The organism is Vibrio sp. E150_011, assembly GCF_053544015.1.
Genome location: NZ_JBHFOL010000007.1, coordinates 24033 through 44174, shown reverse-complemented (window position 1 = coordinate 44174; position 20142 = coordinate 24033). Strand labels below are relative to the sequence as shown.

15 protein-coding genes are annotated in these 20142 nt (G+C 43.0%); 7 read left to right on the top strand and 8 right to left on the bottom strand.

Annotation, left to right across the window (positions count from 1 at the left end; genetic code table 11):
- Positions 1-31 precede the first annotated feature (31 nt).
- From ACE1OE_RS12580 to ACE1OE_RS12560, 5 genes are all read right to left on the bottom strand, one after another.
- Positions 32-2443 carry an EAL domain-containing protein gene (locus ACE1OE_RS12580; protein ID WP_449211284.1) on the bottom strand — a complete coding sequence of 804 codons (2412 nt, stop codon included), beginning with the start codon at positions 2441-2443 and terminating at the stop codon, positions 32-34.
- 3 nt (positions 2444-2446) lie between these two features.
- Positions 2447-3511 carry an ABC transporter substrate-binding protein gene (locus ACE1OE_RS12575; protein WP_449211283.1) on the bottom strand — a complete coding sequence of 355 codons (1065 nt, stop codon included), beginning with the start codon at positions 3509-3511 and terminating at the stop codon, positions 2447-2449.
- Positions 3512-3597: 86 nt separating this feature from the next.
- Positions 3598-4350, bottom strand: a complete 753-nt coding sequence (locus tag ACE1OE_RS12570) for a hypothetical protein (RefSeq protein WP_449211282.1) — start codon at positions 4348-4350, stop codon at positions 3598-3600.
- Positions 4351-4564: 214 nt separating this feature from the next.
- The gene (locus tag ACE1OE_RS12565; protein ID WP_449211281.1) at positions 4565-5971 is read right to left on the bottom strand and encodes a sensor domain-containing diguanylate cyclase; all 1407 of its coding nucleotides are present in this window, start codon (positions 5969-5971) and stop codon (positions 4565-4567) included.
- A 267-nt stretch (positions 5972-6238) separates the two neighbouring features.
- Positions 6239-6943: an aspartate/glutamate racemase family protein gene (locus ACE1OE_RS12560; RefSeq protein ID WP_449211280.1), complete on the bottom strand. Its 705-nt coding sequence runs from the start codon at positions 6941-6943 to the stop codon at positions 6239-6241.
- A 341-nt stretch (positions 6944-7284) separates the two neighbouring features.
- On the opposite strand from ACE1OE_RS12560, the gene ACE1OE_RS12555 reads away from it, so the two are divergent.
- Positions 7285-9156, top strand: a complete 1872-nt coding sequence (locus ACE1OE_RS12555) for a methyl-accepting chemotaxis protein (RefSeq protein ID WP_449211279.1) — start codon at positions 7285-7287, stop codon at positions 9154-9156.
- Between the two features lie 87 nt (positions 9157-9243).
- Here ACE1OE_RS12555 and ACE1OE_RS12550 read toward each other — a convergent pair whose 3' ends face one another.
- Both ACE1OE_RS12550 and narQ read right to left on the bottom strand, forming a co-directional pair.
- Positions 9244-9876 (bottom strand): response regulator, encoded by a 633-nt coding sequence (locus ACE1OE_RS12550; RefSeq protein ID WP_102471252.1) that lies wholly within the window; start codon positions 9874-9876, stop codon positions 9244-9246.
- Positions 9863-11587, bottom strand: a complete 1725-nt coding sequence (gene narQ, locus ACE1OE_RS12545; RefSeq protein WP_449211278.1) for a nitrate/nitrite two-component system sensor histidine kinase NarQ — start codon at positions 11585-11587, stop codon at positions 9863-9865. The genes ACE1OE_RS12550 and narQ overlap by 14 nt, the downstream gene beginning before the upstream one ends.
- Before the next feature lie 255 nt (positions 11588-11842).
- Between narQ and napF the strand changes: the two genes are divergently transcribed.
- The 6 genes from napF to ACE1OE_RS12515 all read left to right on the top strand — a co-directional run bounded on the left by napF (position 11843) and on the right by ACE1OE_RS12515 (position 16431).
- Positions 11843-12322, top strand: a complete 480-nt coding sequence (napF, locus tag ACE1OE_RS12540; protein WP_372061233.1) for a ferredoxin-type protein NapF — start codon at positions 11843-11845, stop codon at positions 12320-12322.
- A 21-nt stretch (positions 12323-12343) separates the two neighbouring features.
- Positions 12344-12652 carry a chaperone NapD gene (locus ACE1OE_RS12535; protein ID WP_102471255.1) on the top strand — a complete coding sequence of 103 codons (309 nt, stop codon included), beginning with the start codon at positions 12344-12346 and terminating at the stop codon, positions 12650-12652.
- Positions 12649-15138, top strand: a complete 2490-nt coding sequence (gene napA, locus ACE1OE_RS12530; protein WP_102471256.1) for a periplasmic nitrate reductase subunit alpha — start codon at positions 12649-12651, stop codon at positions 15136-15138. Before ACE1OE_RS12535 ends, napA begins: the two co-directional genes overlap by 4 nt.
- A gap of 82 nt (positions 15139-15220) precedes the next feature.
- Positions 15221-15682: a nitrate reductase cytochrome c-type subunit gene (locus ACE1OE_RS12525; protein WP_102471257.1), complete on the top strand. Its 462-nt coding sequence runs from the start codon at positions 15221-15223 to the stop codon at positions 15680-15682.
- A gap of 25 nt (positions 15683-15707) precedes the next feature.
- Entirely contained in the window at positions 15708-16286 is a 579-nt protein-coding gene (locus ACE1OE_RS12520) for a NapC/NirT family cytochrome c (RefSeq protein ID WP_102471258.1), read from the top strand.
- Between the two features lie 10 nt (positions 16287-16296).
- A complete protein-coding gene (locus tag ACE1OE_RS12515) occupies positions 16297-16431 on the top strand; it encodes a TIGR02808 family protein (protein ID WP_102471259.1) in 135 nt (44 codons plus the stop codon).
- A 263-nt stretch (positions 16432-16694) separates the two neighbouring features.
- On the opposite strand, the gene ACE1OE_RS12510 is transcribed toward ACE1OE_RS12515, so the two are convergent.
- A complete protein-coding gene (locus ACE1OE_RS12510; protein ID WP_449211277.1) occupies positions 16695-20141 on the bottom strand; it encodes a hypothetical protein in 3447 nt (1148 codons plus the stop codon).
- Between the last annotated feature and the right edge of the window lies 1 nt (position 20142).

The window sequence follows — 20142 nt, the reverse complement described above, 5'->3', positions numbered from 1 at the left end:
TCCTTATCCCTACGCCAATCACTAATCGTCGTTATCTGTTAATACCAATGATAGAAATTTCTTCATATTTTTCAGCCATTTCGCTTGGTGAATAGCTTTCATAAAAAGCACAAAAGTCATCATAATTTAGTGGTTTACTAAATAAATAACCTTGCAAGGAGTCACACCCAATCTTGCTTAGATACTGGCATTGATAGCCATCTTCAACCCCCTCTCCCACGACTTTTGCTCCACAGGTATGTGCTAGAGATATAATCGAAAACAACATCCTTTCATCGTTAGCATCAACACCAATGCGATCCACAAAGCTCTTATCAATTTTCAACTCATCAACAGGATAATTAAGCAACTGGTTTATTGACGTAAAGCCTGTCCCAAAATCATCGAGCGATACCCTAAACCCTAAGCCTCGCAACTCAGCAATTAATCCTACCGTCTCTTTTGTACTTTTCACATAACTGGTTTCGGTAATTTCAATAATTATTAAGTGATGTGGTATATTATATCTATCACACGACTTAGTTATATTTTCAATAAAAAATTCATTGTACAATTCCAAAGCCGAAACATTTACAGACATAGAGCCTTGGTAGTTACATGTATGATGCATATTTGACAGCGCAAAAAATGCGTTATCAAATACCCAAGAATCAATATCAACAATAATATTAGCTTTCTCCGCTATTTGAATAAATTCATCAGGACCCGCATTCAAATCATACAGTTTAGGGCAGCGTATTAAAACCTCTAAGCCTTCAATTTCTAATGAAGCAGAGTTGATCAACGGCATAAAGTTGAGTACAAAGTCCCCATTCTCACAACACTCCAACAAAATTTTCTCTATTTCATCACGCCGCTCTAGTTGACAGATAAGTTCTTCATCAAATAATACAAATGACTGTAAGCTTCTTATCTTTCTTGCTTTAATAAATGCCTCTTCAAGCCCCTTTTGCCAAAGGTGACTATAACCTTCAAGGAATATAGGGAAAACCGCAGTGGAAGTGTCGACACTAAAGTTATAGCCATCTATATTGATACTCGTTTTCATTGAACGTTCAAATTCAGTAATAATTTTACGTAATCGTTGATGACTGTCAGCCTCTAACACCGCGAGAAAACGGTTACTCGAATAGCGACTGATCGAATAATCACTGCAGCCTAACCCCAACTTTGTTTGATGCTCACAGACGAAATGGCGAATACATTCTGCAAGTTGAACCAAGACTAAATCCCCAACTTTTGTTCCATAAAGATCATTTATTTTTCGAAACTCTTTCACGTCCCACCCCACCACATACGTTTGTTGGTTGGAGTAGCACTCTATACGCTTCTCGATATGAGTAATAAATGTTCTTCTATTTGCTAGGCGTGTTAAATTGTCAAAGTCGGCTTCAAACTTAACTTTACTCAAGGTATCAATGTAAGCATTTTTTAACACAGATATTTCATCTTTACCTCTAGAGCGTTTGAAATACCTTAACTCCTGCCCACCTGTTCTAATATCTTCTATTAATAGTTTTATCGGTGAAATTATTCTATAGCGAATAACAAAAAATATTGTCAACAGGAGTATCAGTTCAACTAAAATAACGTAGACAGCAGTTTGTATTAAGAGCTCTTTTTTATAGTCAAAGTAATGCTCCTCCATAATATGAATACCAATTGTCATTTGATCATTAGAGAAACGTAGTGATTGCCCACCTATTATACGATTATTCTCTTTTTCATAGGTTTGTGTTGGGAGGTTACTAGGTGAAAACAAAACCACATCAGAAAAGTCCATTATGACACAGGGTAGCGATTCAATTTCCTTATATAATGCACTCAGCTGTAGCAACGGGCCATCAGTAATTAATAACGAACGTCTAGGCTCCCTATTAGACCGACTGTCTTCAGGGAAAAGCTGCTCACTGTAAGCTCCTACATACGTGTAACGTATCTCTCCATTAGCAAGCTGGTAGGTAAAACCATCATCGATAAACATGTCACCCAATGATACTTTGACGTGCATATCAAAAACTAACTGGTAAATATCATCGGATAAAGTAGGCACATCAAATGGCCCTGAACGTTGTGACGATATTATAATATTAAACAATTCATCAGCAACAAACGTTTTAACACCGCCTAGGGCTGCCACTCGTTCCTTTGCTACCAGTAGGCTTAAGTGTTTCTCCACAAAGCTCCTGCGAACCAAGTCTCCGGTATCTTGAAGCAACCTAATAAACTGGGCAGTTCCGGCTATTTCATGAGCAAGTGCAGCGACACCACGCTCTTCATATTTAGAAGCCTCAATGGCACCCAGTACTTTATCACGCCAACGAGTTTCTTCTAGATCTTTATAACCGCTCAAACGCTGATGATAAGTCAACGCACCGGCGATAACAATCAGGACACTAAGTGCGGGGACGAGATAAAGGTGTAACCGTTTTAGTAAACTCATCGTTTACCTCAACTCTTCTACCATTCTTTGACGTGTTAGTAACCCCAACTCGCTAACCGGCCGGTACAAATAACTGTTTGCAATAATAGAATGTGGGGGATTCAAGACTGGGTCTTGCAAATAATTTTCACTAACAAACTGTAAAGCACTTTTATTAGGCGTTGAAAACCATGTATCTTCGGCATTGAGCGCTGCTACTTTGGGTTGAGATAAATACTTAATCAATGTTTCGATTTGGTTAGTCATCTTCACTCCTGCTGGTACGGCTAGGCATTCCAACCAGATTGTTGTGCCTTCTTTTGGTGTCACATATTCCCATTTATCTTCTTGCCCCTTTGCCTCTGTATTTAATACATACGCATCCCCAGAAAAGCCATAAGCAATATCTATTTCCGAGAGTTTACTTGGTGTAGATATATAATTTAGAATATAGTTTTGAGTGTTGATAAACGGTCGTTGTGACTCCAAAATACTGTAAGCTTTTAACAACTCATCTCGGTCTGTATCGAATGGATCACTGCCAATCGAAAGCAACGCGCTTGCGACTAAATCTATTGGGTGGTAATACATTGCAATTCGGTCATTTAATGCCATTGTAGGTTGAAGCAAATCGTTCCATGAAGTAACAGGTTTGTCGAAGGCTGATTTTCGGTAAAGAATACCGCTTGTCCCCCAAGCATAAGGGATCCCATAATCTCCGCAGGCGTTTAACCACTTGTCGTCATAATGACGCTCTATATCCTGGCGCAACAGAGACAAAGATGATATTGCTCCTTGTTGAGCAAGCAACTGCAGACGAACGCTTTCAACAACTACCAAATCAAATGAATTTCGTCTATCACTAAGCATAACCTCATCACGAATGCCTTCATCTGCAAAGAATGTTTCTTTTAGGTGAATACCAGTTTCTTCATAGAAATCACCAATCACCTTTGCCGACAAAAAAGCTTCCCAATTGTACAAGTGCAGAGTGTTATCGCTCTCTTTACCGGCTAAACCAGAAGCAAATAAAAGCATCGACGCAATGAGTACAAAACGGCATACCGCCTCTTCCTTGATAACTAACATAAGCCACTCCTTGCACACCATACGATTGTAAGATTAGCTCAATAACACACCGTATGTGATTTGCACGCTTCTCAAAGTTGAGAACCTTAGTCAATATATGATGCTTCAAGCGCCCCATCCTGGGTGTTTTTCAACCGAACCGTATCGAGAGTCGATTCTCCAGTGCGCATATTGACGGTTAGTAGGTAGTCATGCTCTGGGTCACCATAATGCTTAAACACAAATTGATAACGGTGAGAAAACGATAATATCGGCACCTCTTCAACAAATGACAGATCATAACCATCTTGCACATAGATCTCTTGAATCTCTGCGTTTTTCTGTGCAATTTCCTGCTCTACACTTCGGTCGAATTCTTTTTGGACAGACGGATTACTAGGATAGGATTGACCATCATACTCCATGGTTCGCAGTGCACCGTCGCTCCATACCAAGATATCACTCCATCCGTTAGAACGGCGATCGGAACGCAAAATTGGCTCGCGAGTGACGGTCATCGCGCTGATTTGATGACCTTTGGCGTCAAATATGTAGGCGTTACACCCACCAGAACCACAAAAATAACTATCTTGCATCAACACCATTATCTCGCTATTGCCGTCATTATTCAGATCGGCAACGCCCGCTTTAAATTTGTAATCTTTATCGGTGAGTTTTTGCGGTATTAATATCTTTTGGCTGACGAGAGTATCGACGTTATCAAGGCCATATGACTCAGGTAGTGGTTCCTGAGTACCTTGGGGCTGACAGCCCACTAAAAAACCAGTCAATATCATTAATGTAGTCGGTATCACTAATCGAGTAGACACCAGTAAGGTAGCAGCAGACAATCCGTTCACAGTATTTCCTAACATCCGTTAATTGAGTTAAGTGTATGAACAGATTGTCAATATCACAAGTGTACCGCGAATGTTGACCATTGCCATTATGTCGAAGCGCATACAACAGTCTGTCAGGCTAATAATATTCGCGCCTTGGCGAGCGGTATAATGAATAAAGTAAAAACAAACAGCAGGTACCGCTACTGTTACTAGACAAAGCAATGCACATTCGTTAACCGATTTGAGCGCAGACGTTGTCATCTTTACAACGACTAATGACACTTACCACCGCTTGGTTTTTGCCTTGTGCTTTGGCTTGGTACATGAGTTTGTCGGCATCGACTAGCGTGGCAAAATCTGAAGCATTTTTATAAACGGCGCATCCAGCACTAAGACTGATCGAAGTAAATTCGACTTCAGGTACCCTAAGCCCTCGCACAAGCGCAACGATGCTTTCGACCTGTGATTGTGACCGCCCCACACCTTCACCAATATAAGCAACCGCGAACTCCTCGCCACCTATTCGTGCGGCAATTTGATTATCATTGGTCACAGACTTTATAACGCCAGCGACAGCTTGTATCACTAGGTCTCCTTTGATGTGACCATATCGATCATTAACGAGTTTGAAATCATCGATATCAAGAATCATCACCGTTAGCGTTGTTCGGGATAATTTATACGCTTCCAAACACTCCATGAATCGCCTTCGATTACATAGCCCAGTTAACGCATCAGTCTCAGACAAAACTTTCAGTTCTTTATTGACTAAGGTAAGGCTATCGGTCTTTTTACGAACACTATGTTTGAGCGACACGGCGTATACGCCAAAGCACAGACCAATAAAGGCGAGTGCTACTGGTAGCAAAAATGGTGGGTACACCGTTTGTATATGCATCCAACGACTCAATATCCTTTGCTTTTCTTCCGATGAGATATTGTTAAATTTATTGGACACATCGACCAGTGTACTTAGATTAGATTTTGAGGAGGCAATATAAAGCATACCACTGTATAAGTGCTTAACGTCGACAAAATCCGGTTTAACATCGCCGCTAAGTAAATAATAATTGGCCACTTGTAAGTCAGCACTAAAGGCTAACAATTCCCCCCGTAAAACCGACTTAATCATGTTTTCGTTATTAGCAAACGACTTCAGCATAAGATTTGGGAAATGCTCACGAAGGTATTCTTCTTCATAGCCGCCCTTCACAACACCTACTTGATAATCGTGTTCGCCTTGCAAAAACACATCGGCATCAAAATTAAGCAACTGCCTGTGGAAATAAAGTTGGGTATCGAGTTTTAGTAAATCCGTTCCAAACTCTAAGAATTGGTCACGAACATTTGAACGCAATAGCCCGGCATGGATATGAACTTGCCCTTGCCTGACAAGATCAATTGAAGGTTGCCAGTCAACCAACTCAAACATGATATCCACATTATTTACTTCTCCATAGCTTTCCCATAGATCAATCAAAATCCCTGCAGGTTCCCCATTGCCATCAATGTACGAATAAGGTTTCCAGGCTTTAGAGTTCGTAACGGTCAGTGTTTCATTAGCAGACTGAGCAGTACCAGCACAACAAATCAGAGTTAACGCTAAAAAATAGCGCCATACCGACTGTAATAACTCCACAATTCGTCTCCTGTTGATGTCACAGAAATGGTTAATGAATATTATGTATAGTCATAATTTATGTGATCTGCAGCCAAGGAATCTTATGAATACGATCCGGATCTCATAATTTACACATGTATCAGCAGCCGTTGTGAACGATACCGTTTGCATAACGTTTGATAGCTAAAGATTGGTTTGCTAATACGAGTGAATTAGCGGAAAAGTGCTAGCAGCAAGATGTACAAAACCTTGTGCTAGCGCTACTTAAATATTGAATAGCAATGCTCAAGACTCTCTTTCTTTACCTGAGGCAAAACGAATCGCCGCCTCACTGTGAAGCTGCGTCGTATCATACAAAGGAACCGAGGTATGCTCTTTATTGATCAGCATGGCGATTTCGGTACAACCAAGAACAATAGCTTCTGCACCCAGCTCTTGAAGGTCTGCCACAACTTCTAAGTAATCTTGACGAGAGTTAGAGTTGATATCACCTTGAACCAACTCTTTATAAATAATGTCATGGACAAGCCTGCGTTGAACACCATTTGGAACCAACACCTTGATACCTTTTGCTTCTAAACGGTCCCTATAAAATCGCTGCTCCATGGTAAACGCAGTGCCTAACAGCCCAACAACCGTTCGCCCATCTTGTAATAATGCCTGTGCGGTCGCATCGGCGATATGAAGTAACGGAATCGATACCTGACATTCTATGTCACTCGCGACTTTGTGCATCGTATTGGTACAGATCAACAAACAATCGGCGCCTGCAGACTCTACTGCTTGTGCGGCATGACCTAAAATACGCGCGGTCTCTTGCCAGTTTCCTTCATGCTGAAGTTTTTCTATTTCCGAAAAATCGACACTGTACAATGCAATTTTAGCGGAGTGAAATCCGCCTAATGCGTCTTTCACACCTTCATTAATTAATTGATAGTAAGTGGCCGTTGACTCCCAGCTCATACCGCCGAGCAATCCGATCGTTTTCATTCACTTCATTCCTTGAGTTGCGATATTGCCCGATTAACTTAAGCAAATCTGCGCCAACTGTTCAAGTGACTCATCTCATTGCATTGAAATTCTGATAACTCACCACATGACCTAGTGGATTTTTAACCACATTTACACCAAATTCATGATCGGCATATCAATGTGATCAGACCAGTAAAAACCAGCAGAAATATATTAAAGTAAATCGACAAGGTACCGATAATATAATTAGTTATACAAAACAATGTACTTAAAAGTTGCTTTGGCATACCAAATAATAATTATAAGAAGGTCTCAAAGACTAATCACCCCATTGAATGATGATAAATCAAAGGTAATGTATGAAATTTAGTCACAAAATTGTTTCTGCATCGGCAGCGTTGCTGCTCGTGACAGTATCCACACTGGGTGTTACCCAACTGCTCACAGTAAGAAGTGAACTTCAAACCCATATCGATACCAGTATCAACGAACTGATCTCTGGCGTTAAAAACACTATTTCGTACGATCTCGATGCAAAACGTGATTTCGCAAGCTCTGTCACCGAATCTATTGAACTTAATCCAATCGACCAAGATTACGTGATTGACATTATTAGCACGCCGACTCTCAAGCGCACTTTCCAAGCCGTAGGGATTGGTTATGACAATTCAGGGTCGTTGGTAAGTAATGATGGTTGGGTACCGGATGCCGATTATGATTCTCGTACTCGACCTTGGTACAAAGAAGCTAAAGCTGCACGTGAGACCATTATTACCGATCCGTACGTCGATTCGTCGTCAAAGAACGTCATCATTTCTCTGGGCTCACCTATCAATGACAAAAATGGACAATTTTTAGGCAGTGTCGTTTTTGATGTTGCTCTCACTGCGCTTGCTGAAATGGTGAATCAGACTGACCTCTTTGATGCGGGTTACCTATTTGTGGTCACTGATAAAGGGATGACCATTGCTCACCCTGATAGCAACTTTAATGGTCAACCTATTGGTTCATTCCTGCCGAATATCGCCTTAGCTGAGGGGACACAGCAACTCAGTTTTGATGGCAAAGATTACCAAGTAAACTTGGTGCTAGTACCTGAAGAAAACTGGTATGTAGGGGCCATCATTGATAGAGGTATTGCGTTTTCGGCCATTGCTAAACTGCGTGACCAATCCATATTTTTCATCGTAGCGGGTCTATTAATCAGCGTGATTGCGTTGACGATATTAATCCGTTTCTTAATGAAGCCATTAAATGCACTTAACTCTGCTATACAAGACGTCGCTAATGGTCATGGCGACCTGACTCACAGACTCGACACGAATACCGATGAGGAGTTCGCAGAGTTAGCTCGAGGATTCAATACATTTACTGAGAATCTTCAAAACCAAATCATTCAATCAAAACAAATTTCTTCGAAAATCATGTCGTTGACGCACCAAACGACTGATGGCGCTCAACAATCAGCGCAAGCAATGACCACGCAACTACAAGAGTTAGAACAACTCGCGACAGCAATGAATGAAATGGCGAGTACATCGGCAGAAGTGGCCAATAATGCTCAAGGTGCCGCAAGTGCAGCTCAGGAAGCCGATAATGCGACACAAGAAGGTTCGACGGTAGTCATGGACACGACTAACGCAATTAGCACCTTGTCTGCCAGTATTGATGACGCGGTCCATGAGGTTCAAGGTCTTGAAACGGCAACCGACAATATCGAAACGATCCTTAAAGTGATAAACGATATTGCTGATCAAACGAATCTACTAGCCCTCAATGCCGCTATCGAAGCCGCTCGCGCTGGCGAGTCAGGGCGTGGTTTTGCAGTGGTCGCCGATGAAGTACGAACATTAGCGCAGCGAACGCAAGAATCAACAACTGAAATCCGCAATATGATAGAGCAATTACAATCAGGTGCACACTCCGTGTCAACCGCGATGACACAAAGCAAAGACAGTGCGGTACAGGCTGTTGAACGTGCACAAAAAGCCAATGATGCATTAGATAAAATTCGTCAATCTATCACGCAAATCTCAGATATGAATATGCAAATCGCAGCGGCGGCAGAAGAGCAAAGCCTCGTGGCTGAGGAAATTAACGCCAATACCGTTAAGATTAAAGATCTCAGTGAACAAGTATCGAGTGCGGCATGCGGGGCAAATGAAGCGATGGATGAACAAATTAACAATGTGAGTGAACAAGAGCAGATATTAGGTCGATTTAAAGTCTAGAAACGACGCAAAAAGATAGCTGATATTTAAAAGGCACTCCTATGAGTGCCTTTTCTTTACTTGAGTGTGCTGTCGGTAACGTAGGTGTTATTTTAGGTCGCCATATCGCTCAAGATACAAGATCGTCGCTGCCGTGCGTGACGGTACTTGTAGCTTTCGGAGTAAACTTTTCATATGCACTTTAACGGTGGATTCAGATATAAACAATCGATCGGCTATTTGCTTGTTTCGGAACCCTTTCGCCACTTCTTGCAGGATCTGGGTTTCACGTTCTGTTAGAGAACTAAAGACGTCTTCCGTATTGCCTCTCTCTTCGAGATATTTTTCTATAACACGACTGAACGCCTTAGCCCCAACAGCTAACCCGTTTAATCGTTCAATCATCTCATCTGGCTCAGTATCTTTAAGCATGTACCCATCAGCGCCAGCATTGACGAGTGATTCGATATCAGCGGGGCTATCTGATACCGTTAGGATCACAATGTGTCCTTGAAAGTCATCTTCACGCAGGGCTTTCAAGGTATCTAATCCAGACATTCCCTTCATATTTAAATCGAGAAGAATCAGATCAGGTTCATGCTCTTTCGCCAACGCAACCGCATCGACACCATTACTGGCTTCAGCAATGACATCAAACTCATCTTCAAAACTTAACAACTGCCCAATACCCCGTCTCATCAACGGGTGATCATCAACTAACAAGACCTTACATTCGCTCACTCTGTGGCTCCTTACTTCTTTGAAATATTAATACCACTTCACATCCTGAATTTTGCTCTGCCGTTACCGTTAAATGTGCATTTAGCCGCGCTGCTCGCTCTTGCATAATGCTCATACCATAATGGTCTAGCTTTTCAGTATTTTGGTCGAACCCTACACCATCATCAATTATTTTAACAGTAACAACGCCATTATCATCTTCAATCGAGGATACCGTGATCGTTCCTGCTTGTGCGTGCTTTATGGCATTGAGCACAGCCTCACGAATCAACTGGAGCAAGTGAACTTGTTCGTTCACTCCCAACTCAAGCGATGACAATTGATTGTCTAACTTAATATCCGCATCTGTGCGCTCACCAAGTTGGTGTAACATCTCCGACACCGCTTCTCCAAACGTCCCTTCTTTTATTGATAACCGGAACGTTGTCAGTAGTTCTCGTAGCTGTGTATAAGCACTGTCTAATCCAGCTCGAATATCATTCAGAACCACCTGAGAGCGACTGCGCTCAACGTCTGTCAGTTCTTTCGATAAAGAACGATTCAATAACGTGACCTGAATCTTTAAATACGATAGCGATTGAGCCAATGAATCATGCAGCTCCCGAGCTATTGTCGCCCTTTCTTCCATTACAAGAATATGCTCACTCTGCCGTTGTGCCTTGTTATAATAAACAGCACGAGACAAAATCATCACAAAGTTATCAATCAGGTCTTCATCGGCGCACGGGATCCCAGGTTGATAGCGCAACGTACCTAGGGTTTCACCATCTAAGTACAAGAGTTTGGTGTGGACAGCTTGGTCTGTGAACTCACCCTCCGTCGCGACCCAAGGACGCCCTTCTACTTCGTCTACTTTTAGCTCAACAGCTACCACTCCCTCGACGCTGTATATATACGTTAATATGGCGCGAAAATTTTCATGGGAAATTCGAGTCCCTGCTAGCTCTTGCGATGACTTGTATAACACTTGAAGCGATTGATGCGCATGTTGTAGTTTATGCGTTTTTTCATTAACGGCTAACTCTAGACCTCGGTACAATTTACCCAAATCTGTGGCCATGTTTTGAAAGGCGCGCGATAAGATGCCTAACTCATTGTTCGATTGAATATCAACCATGACATCAAAAGATCGATTTTGAATTTGCTCACTTGCGGATATGAGTTGACCAAGCGGACGAACAACCTGCTTGCGAACAAACAACACAACGTAAATTGCGACAAGTAGAATCGCACCAAGTCCAAATCCACCCGCCCACGCTAGCCGAATCAGTTTATTTTCCGAGTGCTCTTGCAAGTTCAAAACAAAATGATCGATTCGGTCCACAAAATCAGCAACTAAAAGAAGATAGTCTGTCCTATCGTCACCATCCAAGACTTTCTTCAAATCGTGCCAGCGATAAATGAGTTGATAATATTCATGAGTGATGTGTTCGGGTACATCCCAAGCTTGTAATGCCAACATAGAGGACGAATACAACGAGGCTTCAAACTGTTGTACATGCAAGTGATAAAGAGTGGAGTCGGCTTGAATATCATAGGCTAATCGATAACTCTGCATCCTCATCGAACCTGAAACATTGACCGCCTCTGCGTCATTCAGACTAGACGCCAACGTCAGGATCGCAAAATTAGTGGTCACCACTGAAAGCAGTAAAATACCTATCATTGCCTTAGCGATAGTCCCGGTTAACGACTTGGTCACTCGTCTCATGTTTTCTTCATCTCGCCTACAAGTTTACATACTATCGTATTCTACCGAAATTGTAGATCACACTGCCTCGATTTATAGCCTGTAATTTATTGATCTAAAACAATGATAGCCTAAAATTAACCCCTAAGGGGTATTTATACAAATGTGTCAAAAACTACAATTTATATGTTTATTAATTAAAGATTGTTAACAGATCGATTTACACTCTTTAAGAGTACAAATACTGTCAGAAAACGGTCTTTATTGGTGGTGTGAATGGTTGATATTTCAAAGCGTCGTTTTTTCACAAGAAAACAGATCGACACCACACAAGCGCGTTTACCTTGGATTAAACATCTCCAAAGCTTTACAGACTTGTGCACGCGATGCGGAAAATGTGTTGAAGCCTGCGAAACGAAAATTATTAAAAATGGCGACGGCGGCTATCCAAGTATCGACTTCACAATCGACGAATGTACTTTTTGCTATAAATGTGCAGAAATCTGTCCACAGCCTATATTTAATAGCAAGGACACTCTACCGTGGGAAGCCAAAGCAGTCATCGATGATTCATGTTTCGCGCATAAAAATGTCGAATGCCGAAGCTGTGGAGATGCATGTGAAACCATGGCAATCCGCTTTAAGTTACGAATTGGTGGAGTAGCTTTACCAGAACTCGAGTTAGATGAATGCAATGGATGTGGCGCGTGCGTGTCTACTTGCCCTGCTTCATCAATCTCTGTGAGCAATTTATAAAAACAATGAGAAAAACTATTTATGTCACTAAATGAAGTGCACATTTCAAGTTTAGTAGTGCATTGCAAGGCTGACGCGCTTGCAGAAGTGAAAGCGAAAATCGAATCATACGACAACGCTGAAATTTATGGCGACAGTGAGGACGGCAAGATTATCGTTGTCCTAGAAACCGAGAACCAAGGTTACGTTACTGACACCATTGACGCTATTAACAACTTACCAAATGTCCTCAACACAGCTCTAGTTTATCACCAAATTGAGACTGGCTTGGAAGAGGATTCAAACACTAACACTGGAAGTAACCATTCCCAACTTGAGGGTGAAGTATGAAAATGACAAGACGAGCATTCGTGAAAGCGAATGCAGCGGCATCAGCGGCCGCGGTAGCAGGTATAACCCTACCCGCTTCTGCGACTAACCTGATCGCTAGCTCAGATCAAACGAAAATCACCTGGGACAAGGCCCCTTGTCGCTTTTGCGGTACAGGCTGTTCAGTCTTAGTTGGGACTCAAAATGGTAAGGTTGTGGCCACACAGGGTGACCCAGAAGCTCCAGTAAACAAAGGCCTAAACTGTATCAAGGGCTACTTCCTTTCAAAAATAATGTACGGTAACGACCGCCTGCAGCAACCACTCCTTCGAATGACTGATGGTAAGTACGACAAAGAAGGTGAGTTTACGCCAATTTCTTGGGACGACGCTTTTGATATCATGGCTGAGAAATGGAAAGCCTCATTGAAAGCGAAAGGACCAACCAGTGTCGGTATGTTTGGCTCAGGCCAGTGGACTGTCATGGAAGGCTACGCTGCCGCCAAAATGATGAAAGCAGGCTTCCGTTCAAACAACATTGACCCGAACGCTCGTCACTGTATGGCTTCTGCCGTTGTTGGTTTCATGCGAGCTTTCGGTATCGACGAACCAATGGGTTGTTACGACGATTTTGAGAACGCTGATGCATTCGTGCTTTGGGGTTCGAACATGGCAGAAATGCACCCAGTACTATGGACGCGCATCACTGACCGTCGTTTAAGCCATCCGCATGTCAAAGTGAATGTACTCTCTACGTACTACCACCGTTCATTTGAGCTTGCCGACGAAGGTTACATTTTTGAGCCACAATCTGACCTAGCTATCGCAAACTTCATTGCAAACTACATCATCCAAAACGATGCAGTTAACTGGGACTTCGTTAATAAGCACACTAATTTCAAGCAAGCTGACACCGATATTGGTTACGGTTTACGAGACGATAACCCTCTTCAACAAGAAGCGGCGAATCCAAACTCGGGTAAGATGAGTGCAATTAACTTTGAACAATATAAAGCGTCTGTTGCGCCTTATACTGTTGAAAAAGCGTCTGAGATTTCAGGTGTTTCAGAAGACAAATTAATCCAACTCGCCAAGCAATACGCAGATCCGAATATCAAGGTCATGTCCTTGTGGACAATGGGTATGAACCAACATACTCGCGGCGTTTGGATGAACGGCCTTGTTTACAACATCCACTTGTTGACAGGTAAAATTGCCACTCCAGGTAACAGCCCATTCTCTTTGACAGGCCAACCATCTGCGTGTGGTACCGCCCGTGAAGTGGGTACATTTGCACACCGTCTGCCAGCAGATATGGTTGTTGCTAACCCTAAACATCGCGCGATCGCCGAAAAAGAATGGAAACTACCTGAAGGTACGATTCCACCGAAACCAGGCTTCCACGCTGTACAGCAAGATCGCATGCTAAACGACGGCGTACTTAATTGTTATTGGGTACAATGTAATAACAACATGCAAGCGGGTCCAAACATTAATGAAGAACGTTTACCTGGTTACCGCAACCCAGAAAACTTCATCATCGTTTCAGACCCTTACCCAACGGCTACTGCACAAGCTGGTGACCTTATTCTCCCTACCGCTATGTGGATTGAGAAAGAAGGTGCTTACGGTAACGCAGAACGTCGTACTCAAGCTTGGTACCAACAAGTTGGTACTGTCGGAGAGTCAAAATCTGATCTTTGGCAAGTCATGGAGTTTTCAAAACGCTTCATGATGGAAGATGTTTGGCCTGAAGAGCTACTAGCAAAAGCGCCTGAGTATCGTGGTAAGACGATGTACGATATGTTATTTAAAAATGGTCAAGTCGACAAATTCCCGATTGAAGAAGCGCGTGAGCTGAACGACGACGCTCATCACTTTGGTTACTACGTGCAAAAAGGGCTATTCGAAGAATATGCCGCATTTGGACGTGGTCATGGCCATGATTTGGCACCTTATGACACTTATCATCAAGTTCGTGGTCTTCGCTGGCCAGTGGTTGACGGAAAAGAAACACTATGGCGCTATAAAGAGGGTTCAGATCCTTATGCCAAAAAAGGATCGGGTTGGGATTTCTATGGTAAGCCTGACGGCAAAGCATGGATCATTTCTGCCCCATACGAAGCGCCACCGGAGGTTCCGAATGAAGAGTTTGACCTTTGGTTATGTACAGGCCGTGTCTTAGAGCATTGGCACACAGGCACCATGACTCGCCGAGTTCCTGAGCTGTACAAAGCAGTTCCAGACGCGGTTTGCTACATCCACCCTGAAGATGCAAAAACACGTGGTCTTCGTCGTGGTGATGAAGTGGTAATGTCAAACAAACGAGGGGAAGTTCGCGTCCGTGTGGAAACTCGTGGCCGTAACCGCCCACCTCAAGGATTGGTTTTCGTTCCATTCTTCGACGCTCGTATTTTGATCAACAAGCTGATTCTAGACGCTACTGATCCTCTGTCTAAACAGACAGACTTCAAGAAATGTCCGGTAAAAATCACTAAAGTTGCATAATTAACAACGAGTAACAATTTAATGGCTGTACGGCATGTACCGGCAGCCATCAATAAATTAGCCAAATGGCGGAGAATATAAGATGAAAAAACTGTTAGTCGCTGTTCTTTCTGTTGGCGCATTGCTTACTGGCATTGCACAAGCGGAACTGAATAATCCTGGTGGTATCGGTGGTGTAGAATCACTTCGCGGTGCATCCCAACTCGAAGATACTCGTCCTGCCGACGACTTTAAGAAATACCCACGAGACCAAGTCATTGAAAGTGACTTTGTATACCAACCACCACTGATTCCTCATCAGATTCGTGGCTACGAGGTATCACTCAATGCCAACAAATGTCTAGCTTGCCACAGCTGGAAAAATGCAAAAGAAATGGGCGCGACAAAAATCAGCGTAACTCACTATATGAATCGTGAAGACGCTGTACTTGCAGATGTCTCTCCTAGACGTTATTTCTGCTTACAATGTCACGTTCCACAGGCTGATGCTCAACCATTAGTTGCTAATGATTTTGAACGCGTTGATTCACTGCGTGATAAATAGCCATAGGCGTTAAGAGAGGCTATCTATGAAATTTTTAAAAGCGTTTTGGATGCGTTTGAAATCCCCTAGCAAAGCGGCCGCTGGTGTTGTTTTGTTCATGGGTTTTGCTGGCGGTTTACTCTTTTGGGGTGCATTCAATACGGGTATGGAGGCAACCAACACGGAAGAATTCTGTTCTGGCTGTCATGCCCCTATTGTTGCTGAGATCCAAGAGACTATTCACTATTCCAACCGTTCTGGTGTTCGTGCTATTTGTTCAGATTGTCACGTTCCTCATGAATGGACCGATAAGATCGTACGTAAAGTGCAAGCATCAAAAGAGTTATTTGCCCACTACGTTACGAAGACTATCGACACACCTGAGAAATTTCAGGCTCGTCGTGCGCACTTAGCGGAACGGGAATGGGCTCGTTTAAAGAACAACGATTCTCTTGAGTGTCGTAACTGTCATGAGTTTGAGTTTATGGATTTCTCAGAACAAGGCCCACGTAGTGTAAAACAACACTCGACAGCCCTAGCTTCTGGTGAGAAAACCTGTGTCGATTGTCACAAAGGTATCGCACACAAACTACCAGACATGCACGGCGTTGAAGGTTGGCAATAAGGAGCATTAAATGAGTACATTAGAGTCGGTCATTTGGCACGTACTTGGCTATGCAGCCATGCCAGTTATCATCTTATCAGGGTTTGCCGTGGTTGCCGCCATTTCATTATGGTTCTTATCGCTAAGTAAAGATAAACAACTATAGGTTATACTCTGACCTACAAAAAAGCAGACACTGAGTGTCTGCTTTTTTATTGCTTACTGTTTCGTTTGACTCAGCGCTTTCGGTTTAAAGAGAACGCCACGTTGACTTAACATGCCCTCAATTATCACTTTCCATCGTTGATGTTGGATGTTTTGGCTGTCGCAAACTAAGAAGTGAACACCATTATTTCGATGCTCACCCCAGTTTTATCTTACCTTTTTATCTCTATATTTCGATTTTTATAGGCGCCTATATTCGAGATGTCAGAATAAGTCGTGCTCTGGAACACTCACTATTACTGATTTCACAACGTTAGTTCGAGAGAAAATCTCATTACTGATTGACGCAGGTATAGTGGCTGACTTCAACGTCTCTCTTTCACCGGACTGGAACTCTACTTCAATGGTCACGACCGTTGATGTTGACGTGTGATACACAAACGGAACCTGACAATATGTAAATGCTAAGCGGTTAATCGGCAACGGGATTTGTTGCAGTTCCCCCTCAACATCAAAGTATCGATACGTATTAGCCTGATCAATAAACTCACCACGCTGTAATAGTGTTGGCGCGACCTGGATCTCGCCATCGGTAATTTCTACACCGAGCTCACCAAACCGAGTGATAATTTCCTCTTTAACTTGCCCCGTCATACCCGGCTGTTGAGCACCTGCTTGCTTCGGTGTGTGTGAATAGGGGTCTGTAGGAAACGCGCCGTAAACCTCAGGGGTCTTGTTGAAACCAATGCCTTCACGAACACGATAATAATAGTGTGCAAGCTGAGCAGTTTCTTCACTATCTGGTGATTCTAAGTAAGCGTGCTGGTAATTCTCTTGTACAGCGAGTAATAACTTAGACACCATATGCCAGTAAATACATCCCAACCCTTCGTAACCAAACATGGTTCCAGAGCGTCCTGTAAATGACTTATGGTTAAATGTTAATTCATAGATGTCCGCAACCTGATTCCAATCTTCTGCGGTGTAACCTTGGTAGGCAGACTTAAGTTCGAGCAGCCGTTGTTGTAGCGTCCCGACGTTATCAAAATCGGCATTGAAGTGAACATTATCACCGGCTCCTTGAACCACTACTCTCTTATCTTGAGTGCGTAGCATGTGTTTCAGCAGGTCACTTTGATCGATAATTGCACGAGGAACTTGGTTTTTTTCAAGGTAACTTGTCAAATCGCGATCCGGGTACAGCATGAAGCTTTGCTGATCTTCACGGAACATGTCACTAGCAAAAAGTTTGTCTAACAGTTTAATCACTTGTTTTGAATCCAAGATACCTGAACTCAAAATAGCAACTTGGCCTTCTAACATCGGATACAGCTCTGCAACTTCAGCGTTGCCTTGAGACAAATCTAAAATGTTGTAGGCGTTATACAATCCGTCTTCACGCTTGTTCTTGATTATCGTTTGATCGATCAGCGATATGCTTACATCCAGTAACTCATTGACCTTGCTGATATCGATGTTTGATTTACCACTAAACCCATCTTGGTACACTCGTTGACGATAACCGTTTGCGCAATTTGCCAGACTCACCAACATCTGCTTACGAAGCTCTGGCGTCACATCATTGCTACGAACAATAGACACCATGTCATTAAGCAGTGTATTCGTGTTTAACAACCATGTTGATACCTCATTGGAAAGCTCAACACTCATTGGGGCACGACATACAAGCTTGCGTAAGAAAGTGACATATCGGCGAATATAGTACAACGTGACCATCGACAATCCATTACCGACAATCGCGTTATTGGCATCGTTCCATTCAGGCCGTTGCGTATTCAACCAAATACCACCATCAACCACAAAGTTGCTTAATTTGGACAGTAGTGGCACCAACAACTTTTCTAGTAAATTAACATGGTAAACATCACCGGCATTATCGAGTAGCAAACGGCCATCACTGCCTAGCGCAGCGCTCAGATCTTCTGTGGCTTTCTGTTTCTTTTCATTAAACGATACCGTATCTTTTGGATTAGCTAATAACCCCTCTACACCACACAACTCATACGGTACATTGGCGTAACTATAATTGGCGCTTGTTAGCCATGAAACTAAGTCATTCTGATGGTGTTTATCGGCAAGCTCTAAGAACTTCAGCAAATAGATAATCTGATGATCACCCCAGTAGCCAATATTGCTCCAAGGATCGTCGAGCTCCAGCAGCTCCCAGTCCACACCTTCTTTAGTAATGCGGTAAGGGTTATATCCGTCGATCGTCGATGCATTGACAAACTTAGCGATAAAAGAACCAATATAGTTAGGGTAACTCAGTGCCATGGCTTCCCAGTTCTGGAAGATATCACGCCAGTTACCTTGATAAGCGAGTAGGCGGTCCCCCTCATCATCACGAACCTTTATCTCAAAATGATTCCAAGGTCGACTTGGATCGCCATGGCGACGGCCAAACGTTAACGGAAGGTATTCGTAACACATGCGTACCAGTTGAGAATCCCCGGTTTCTTTTGCTGCCGCTATGAGGTTAGGGTGAGTTAAACCAGCTTGGAGTGAAGAAATGAACGCTTGATTACGATTAAAGACCGTCTGATTCATGGCTTTTAATGAGCAAATGACATCATCAACTTGCAACGTATAGCCCGACACAAAAACGCCACCGCGCATGTTGTTAAACAATACGTTAGCATAGTGGTGTACGCTGGTTTCTTCGCTTGATGTTAGCTGCCAAGCATCCGCTCCCGCCATTAATGACACCAATTCATTCTGGTTGTTCTTTACATCGTCGCGGATCATCTGAGGGAGATGGTTATCACTGAGCATCATCTGTTTGAGTTCAAACACGTCGGCGTGTGTTTTATCGATATCAGCAACCATTAACCATGATTCTTGCGCCCCTGGTACTAATGTCATGCAGTGGTGACTAAAATAAGCGCCCCGCTCTCCACGCGTCAATGCGTCGGCAATTAAAGGTTGGCCTTTTCTAAATCGAGCTAAATCTGAAGAGCTCAAAGAAACCGTCGCATCACCATCAAATACTGAAAACACGGTCGTTGTACGTAGCGACTCTGCGGGTTCAGCTCTATCACTGAGCTTGGCATACATGCTGTAGGTTGCCATTGGCAATGTATCGACACGTTCATTCCACTTATAGGCATCGACAAGGGCACTACGCGTTTGTAATGCTTGCAATGGAGCACCAGAAGGTAACAGGTTTTGCAATCCATCCATGACCTCGACGTCAACCTCAGAGCCAGACAAGTTGACGACTTCCGTCTCTCGGACAAAACCAAATCGCTCACCGCAGCTCCAGTTGTACTGGTACCCTAGCCCAAGTGAATGGTTGATCTCTTCAAAAACGATTCTGTCACCAACCGAGTTCTTATAGAGGTTACGCTGCACATCATACACACCGTTGTGATGCTCATTGTACGGTTCCCATAGTGCGACTTTACCGTCCTTCGAATGAACCTTAATTAATGTTTTTGCACCGGTATTATGTGCACTTTCATGAATATGGTCGACTGAACGATAAGGAAACAATGCATTTTCAGGTCGCACTCTACCTGCTGATAGCGCCCCTGTTGATGAGATAAAAAACCAGTGATTACTCGCCGATACCACACTAATGAAAAAGGGTACCATTTGATCGACGTCGCTTATTTTGTAGAAACGCTCTCCTGCTTTATCTACAAACTTGCCCGTTACATTGGGGTTGGTTTCTATTTGTGTATTTTCCATA